A 6,386-nucleotide genomic window follows, 5' to 3' on the forward strand; every position below is an offset into this window, starting at 1 on the left:
CGCATTGTAGGGCGCGTGACCAGGTTCGGCAATCGGCGAAGGGAGGTGATTCATCCGTTCTCTTTTGCATATGAGAATATTTATCATTAATATTGCACGCTGATGAATCAGGCGCCTGCCGCATGAAAAGCAAAACCTCATTGCCCGCTTCCTACCGCCTCGCCGTCACCTCGCGCGTGCTGGCGGCAGTGATTGGCGGTTACCTGATGGCCTCCCTGGCTGCCATCTGCCTGGCGCTGTGGCTGCCCACGTCCCGTGCCGATGCGGTGGTCACCGGCATGATGAGTTCCTTTGTGTTCTACCTGCTGGCGGTGCTCTGGTGTTTTGCCTGCCGCACGGCATGGCGCGCCTGGGCAGGGGTGATGGTGCCGAGTGCGCTGTTTGCAACCCTGGCCGGCATTGGCTTCTGGATGGCTCGCACATGAAAGAGGGCTTTCGCCAGGCCATGGCCTGGTTGCACACCTGGGCAGGCTTGATCTTCGGTTGGCTGCTGTTCGCGATTTTCCTGACCGGCACCCTGGCCTATTTCAAAGACGAAATTACCCATTGGATGCAGCCCGAAGTGCAGGCCCATCCCCTGGACGATGGGCGCAGCCTCGCCGTGGCGCAAAGCTACCTGCAACAGCAGGCACCCACCGCCGCGCGCTGGTTCATTACCTTGCCGACCCGCCGCGACCCCGGCCTATCGGTGATGTGGCAAGACAAGCTCGAGCCCGGCAAGCGCGGCACCTTCATCCAGAAAGTCCTCGACCCCGTCACCGGCCAACCGGTGCAGGCGCGCGAAAGCAAGGGCGGCGAGTTCTTCTATCGTTTCCACTTCCAGCTGCAAATGCCTTACCCCTGGGGCCGCTGGCTGTCGACCATCGCCGCCATGGTGATGTTCGTCGCGCTGATCACCGGCATCATTACCCACAAGAAAATCTTCAAGGACTTCTTCACCTTCCGCCCGCGCAAAGGCCAGCGCTCCTGGCTGGACGGGCACAACGCGGTGGGTGTGCTGGTATTGCCGTTTCACCTGATGATCACCTACAGCAGCCTGGTGATTTTCATGAGCATGGTCATGCCTGCGCCCATCGTGGCGTCCTATGGCGACGACAGCCGGGCGTTCTTCAGCGAGTTGTTCCCCGCTACCGACAATCCGCCAGCCCTCGGCCAGCCGGGCAAACTGCTGCCGTTGATGCCGATGTACCAGCAGGCGCGGGAACAGTGGGCGGGCGGGCATGTGGGGCGTGTGGCGGTCAACAACCCCGGCGATGCCAACGCCTCGGTCAATGTGTCTCGCGCCGGCTCCGACAGCGTGGTGCATGCCTCCGGCAGTACCCTGTCGTTCAACGGCACCACTGGCGAGCTGTTGCGAGGCAGTGCCGAGCCGTCTTTGGCGACGGCCATCGGTGGCAGTTTCTACGGTTTGCACATGGGCCATTTCGCCGGCCCGGTGCTGCGCTGGCTGTACTTTATCTGCGGCCTGGCGGGCACGGCGATGATCGGCACGGGCTTGGTGATCTGGCTGGGCAAGCGCCAGCTCAAGCACGCCAAGGCCCCGGTCATGCCCTTTGAACTGCGCCTGGTGGGGGTGCTGAATATTGCCAGCATGTCCGGATTGATGATCGCCATTGCGGCGTTTTTCTGGTCCAACCGCCTGTTGCCGGTAAGCTTCGCTGCGCGTTCCGACTGGGAAGTGCAGGCGTTCTTTATCGCCTGGGGCCTGAGCCTGTTGCACGCCTTGCTGCGGCGCGGTCGCCAGGGTTGGGTTGAGCAACTGAGCCTCGGCGCGCTGTTGTTTGCCGCCATACCACTGCTTAACGCCATCACCACCGCGCACCACTTGGGCGTCTCCCTGCCAAACGGCGATTGGGCCATGGCCGGCTTCGACCTCACCTGCCTGGCCAGCGGCATGTTCCTGGCGTGGGCGGCGTGGAAGATGCACCACCGCACCGCGCCGCAACCCAAGGCTGAACGTGCCCGCGGGTTGGCACTCAAGCAGCAGGCCCACTGATGCTCCTCGCGCTATTGATGTGCTACGCCGGGTTCACGGCGCTGTGTTTGGCCACCGACCGTCACCACGGCGAATTGCTGCACAGCAAACCCACGCCCACGCGGCGCCTGGCGCTGCGGGTGGGCGGCTGGTTGCTGTTGGCCGTGTCGATCTGGCCGGCCGTGCTTGGCGCCGGTTGGGGCCAGGGCCTGGTGGAGTGGTGTGCGGTGTTGATGCTCAGCGCCTTGCTGCTGGTGTTGCTGCTGCCGTATCGGCCAAGGCTGGCCTTGATCCTGGCGGGCCTCGGCCTGTTGGCCAGCCCTGTTGCGGCGTTCGCCCTATCTTGAGTCGGCCATGAGGATCAACCCACCGCCGCAACCCCAGGACAATCCGCATGCGGAGGCGGCCGGTGGGCGTGCGCACTTTTTGCAGGTGTTTTTGTCCCAGCGTTCGCAAATGGAGGCGTTGGTCAGCCGTCGCGTCGGGTGCCGCGCCACGGCAGCCGACCTGGTGCAGGATTTGTTCCTGCGCTTTTGGCGTCGCCCGCTGGTGCAGGTCGAAGAGCTGAGCACCTACCTGCTGCGTTGCGCCGGCAATATCGCCATCGACCACCTGCGCAGCGAAGGCGCACGGGCGCGCAGCAGCGAAGGCTGGCTGCCCGAGCAGTCAGACAATCAAGGCTGCGAACCCCAGGCGGCGCTGGAGGCGGGCAATGATCTGCGCCATGTGGAAGCCGCCTTGCGCAGCTTGCCCGAGCGCACCCGCCAGATTTTCCTGCTAAACCGCATTCACGGGCGCAAGTACGCCGAAATCGCCAAGGCCATGGGCCTGTCCCAAAGCGCCGTGGAAAAACATATGATGCGCGCCCTCGAAGCCTGCAAGGCCAGCCTTCGCGAACCCTCGCCGCCACGCACGCCAGGGAAAGCCCCGTGAACGTCACGCCCACGCCCGCCCAGGAACAGGCCGCGCTCGACTGGCTGAGCCTGCTGCATGACCAGCCCAGCAGCGGCGACCAGGCCACGTTCAGCCGCTGGTTACGCGCAGATCCCGCACACGTCGAGGCCTACTCCCAAGCCCAGGTGCTCTGGGAATTGAGCGAAGTGCCAGCGCGCCAACTGGCCGACGAGGACGCACTCGCCTTGCAGGGCTACCTCAATACGATCAACGCCTCCAAACGCTCCCGGGTAGCGCGTTGGTCCGGTGCCTTGGCCATCGCCGCCTGCCTGCTGCTGCTGGTATCGATGGGCGCCGGTTGGCAGCCGTCACGCTGGGTCGATGAGTGGGGCGCCGATTATGTGACGGCGCCGGGGCAGGTGAAGACCTTCACCCTGGCCGATCAATCCAAGGTCACCCTCGACGCCGACAGCGCCATTGCGGTGGATTTCAGCCAGGGCGAACGGCACATCCAACTGCGCCGTGGTGCAGGTTTTTTCAGCGTGACCCACACCGGCGACCCCTTCGTGGTGGAGGCGAGCGGCGGTGAAACGCGGGTACTGGGAACGCAGTTTGAAGTGCGCCTGCAACCTGACGGCGCCGAGGTCACTGTGCTGTCCGGCCGTGTGGGCGTGACGCCCTCCAAACACGGCCAGCAACAGGTGCTGACAGCGGGCCAGCAAGTGGCTTACGCCGATGGTATTGCCGCGCCCTTGCATGGCGTCGACAGCGCCTCACGCCTGGCCTGGCGCGAGGGTTGGCTCAACTACTACAAGGCACCCCTGGCCGAGGTGGTTGAGGACCTGCGGCGTTATTACCCCGGCCGCATACTTCTGCTTAACCAAGACATGGCCGCCAGACGCGTCAGCGGCAGCTTTCCGAGTCAGGACCCAGTCGCGGTCTTGAACGCCTTGCAAGCGGTGCTGGGTTTTGAACAGCACATACTCTTAGGTCGCATGATTGTACTGCGCTAAGCCCGCAGCGCCTTCATCGAACCTTCATCGCAATCACCAAAACCTGTCACCAAACGGTTACACGTGCCGTGGATCATCCCTGGTTCCTGAACAAGTGGTCAGGAAGCTCGCATCTGCCCCATACAACACAACAATGTCAGTAAGGGATCTACACGTGAACGACAACACTCTTTATGCCCTGCTTCTGGCATCGGGCCTGGGCGGCTTTGCGCCGCTGGTTTTGGCCGATGATGCCCAGGATGTCGGCTCGGTGAACATCGCCGGCAAGCAAACCCTTGGCAGTGGTCACATGATTCTCGAAGAAAGTGCCAAGGCGCGCTCGACGGTGACCAAGCAAGCCATGGACGAAATGTCGGCCACCGCCAACGCCATCGACAAGCTCAAGTACACTCCGGGCATCAACGTTTCCAGCGATGATGCCAGCGGCACCAGTGGCACCAACTTCACCATGCGCGGCATGAGTTCCGACCAGGTCGGCGTCTCGGTGGACGGCGTGCCGATCAACGACTCGGGCAACTACAGTGTGTACTCCAACCAATTGGGCGACCCGGAAAACCTGGCCGAAGTGTTCGCCACCCAGGGTTCCTCCGAGGCCGACGGCCCGCACATCGGCTCCAGCGGCGGCAACATCGGCATGATCACCATTCGCCCGACCAAGGACGCCGGGGTGTTCGCCAAACAGATCGTCGGTGCCAACGCCCTGCGCAAGACCTTCGTGCGAGCGAACACCGGTGACTTGGGTGGCCTGAAAACCTGGGTATCGGCGTCGCACCTGGAAGGTGACAAGTGGCGCGGCAAGGGCACTCTGCGCAGCGACAAGATCGAGTGGAGCAGCCTGTTTGAAGGGGATAACGGCAATTCCACACTGGCTACGATCAAGTACAACAAGCAGGAAAACTACAACTATAACAGCCTGAGCAAAGCGCAGTTCGACACCGAAGGGCGGCGCAAGGATTACGCGCAAAGCCCGGTGTACAAGGCCGGTTTGCTGTCGGCGTCCTACAAGCTCAACCGCAACCCGTTCGAAAGCGTCAACGCCACGCTGACCCAGCGCTGGCAACTGCAGGACAACTTGTCGTTGACGCTCACGCCGTACTACTACTGGGCCAACGGTGGCAGCTTCAGCGGCCAGACCGCCTCCAACCTGGGGCCAAAGTCCGACAAGGCCGGCAATTACGACCTGAGTAACCTGCAATCGGCCAACTATTACCGCCCTTCGTGGACCGAAACCTGGCGCCCCGGATTTACGGCGAAAATGAAGTGGGACATCAACGAAGAACACAGCCTGGACTACGGCTACTGGTACGAACGCGCACGCCAGCGCCAGACTCAGCCGTTTATCGGCATCAACAACGAAGGTGCCCCTGACGATGTGTGGGGCGACTACAACAGCGGCGGCCAGGTGGTCGACAAAAACGGCGCTACGGTCCAGGGCCGCCACTACTACACCGTCACCCCGGCGCAGAAACTCTGGGTACAGGACAACTGGCAAGCCACACCGGACCTGAGTTTTGTTGGTGGCGTGGCCTACCAATATGTCGAGCGTGACGGCAACAATCTCGGCAGCCTGTACGACACGCCGGAAAAACGTAACACCCGTTACCACCAGTTCCTGCCCAACTTCAGCGCCAAGTATCAGCTCGACGACAGCAACCAGGCGTTCTACAACGTCACCCGCAATATGCGCACGCCGCCCAACTACGTGCTGTACAACAAGGGCGACTCCGTCAGCCTCAAGTCCGAGCTGAGCTGGAACCAGGAGTTGGGCTGGCGCTACACCGAAGACGACATGGCGCTGAGCGCGACCCTGTTCTACATCAGCTTCAAGGATCGCCAGGTCTCGACCACCGATGCCAGCGGTGACTACATGGTGCTCAACGTCGGCACTGTCGATAACAAAGGCCTGGAATTGGAATGGAGCGGCCTGCTGCCGCACAACTTCAACTACTACGCGTCCTATACCTACACCCAATCCGAACAGAAGGACGATTTGCTCAGCAAGAACGTGCTGTTGCCCACTTCAGGCAAGCAATTGGCCAACGTGCCGGAAAACATGTTCAACCTGGTGTTCGGGTATGACGATTCGCGGTTCTACGGCAACATTGCAGGCAAGTATGTCGGCAGCTTCTACGGCGATTTGACCAACAAGGAGAAGATCGAAGGCCGCACGGTGTTCGACTTGAACGCGGGTATTTATTTGCCGGTGGATAAGAAGGTCATCAAGTCGGCCGCGCTGCGGTTTTCGATGCTCAACGTGTTCGACAAGGAGTACTTGAGCTCGGCGCGTACCGTGGCGTTCAACTCGGCCCCGGTGAACGGGTTGGGGGCGAGCACGGCGTACTACAACGTGGGTGAAGAGCGTACGGCGATGGTGTCGCTGGAGGCCAACTTCTAAGCCCACCCCAAAGCCCAATGTGTAGCGCTGACTTGTGTGGGAGCTGGCTTGCCTGCGATAGCCATAGGTATCTACACAATTTTGTAGGTTGCAGCAGCCAACGGTAACC

The 6,386-nt window shown here is 61.8% G+C and carries 6 protein-coding genes; all 6 read left to right on the top strand.

Features of this window, described 5'->3' with window-relative positions; translation table 11 throughout:
• The first annotated feature begins 122 nt into the window (after nt 1-122).
• The 6 genes from A7K61_RS21690 (at nt 123) to A7K61_RS21715 (ending at nt 6,277) form a co-directional block, all read left to right on the top strand.
• The gene (locus A7K61_RS21690; RefSeq protein ID WP_047712658.1) at nt 123-425 is read left to right on the top strand and encodes a DUF3649 domain-containing protein; all 303 of its coding nucleotides are present in this window, start codon (nt 123-125) and stop codon (nt 423-425) included.
• Nucleotides 422-1,996, top strand: coding sequence for a PepSY domain-containing protein (locus A7K61_RS21695; protein WP_069558342.1), 1,575 nt, complete (start codon nt 422-424; stop codon nt 1,994-1,996). Before A7K61_RS21690 ends, A7K61_RS21695 begins: the two co-directional genes overlap by 4 nt.
• Nucleotides 1,996-2,322, top strand: coding sequence for a DUF3325 domain-containing protein (locus A7K61_RS21700; protein WP_044272042.1), 327 nt, complete (start codon nt 1,996-1,998; stop codon nt 2,320-2,322). The genes A7K61_RS21695 and A7K61_RS21700 overlap by 1 nt, the downstream gene beginning before the upstream one ends.
• A gap of 7 nt (nt 2,323-2,329) precedes the next feature.
• Nucleotides 2,330-2,908 (top strand): RNA polymerase sigma factor, encoded by a 579-nt coding sequence (locus A7K61_RS21705; RefSeq protein ID WP_003188829.1) that lies wholly within the window; start codon nt 2,330-2,332, stop codon nt 2,906-2,908.
• On the top strand, nt 2,905-3,882 hold the full coding sequence (locus A7K61_RS21710) for a FecR family protein (protein ID WP_069558343.1): 978 nt from the start codon (nt 2,905-2,907) through the stop codon (nt 3,880-3,882). The genes A7K61_RS21705 and A7K61_RS21710 overlap by 4 nt, the downstream gene beginning before the upstream one ends.
• Nucleotides 3,883-4,036: 154 nt before the next feature.
• Complete coding sequence (locus A7K61_RS21715) at nt 4,037-6,277, top strand: TonB-dependent receptor (protein WP_102047775.1); 2,241 nt, start codon at nt 4,037-4,039, stop codon at nt 6,275-6,277.
• The last annotated feature ends 109 nt before the right edge of the window (nt 6,278-6,386 follow it).

Source organism: Pseudomonas sp. AP42 (assembly GCF_001728935.1).
GTDB classification, from domain to species: domain Bacteria; phylum Pseudomonadota; class Gammaproteobacteria; order Pseudomonadales; family Pseudomonadaceae; genus Aquipseudomonas; species Aquipseudomonas lactis.

Excerpts from the sequence above, each read along its gene's own strand:
- A7K61_RS21690 (WP_047712658.1), top strand. The coding sequence starts at position 123 with ATGAAAAGCAAAACCTCATTGCCCGCTTCCTACCGCCTCGCCGTCACC.
- A7K61_RS21695 (WP_069558342.1), top strand. The coding sequence starts at position 422 with ATGAAAGAGGGCTTTCGCCAGGCCATGGCCTGGTTGCACACCTGGGCA.
- A7K61_RS21700 (WP_044272042.1), top strand. The coding sequence starts at position 1,996 with ATGCTCCTCGCGCTATTGATGTGCTACGCCGGGTTCACGGCGCTGTGT.
- A7K61_RS21705 (WP_003188829.1), top strand. The coding sequence starts at position 2,330 with ATGAGGATCAACCCACCGCCGCAACCCCAGGACAATCCGCATGCGGAG.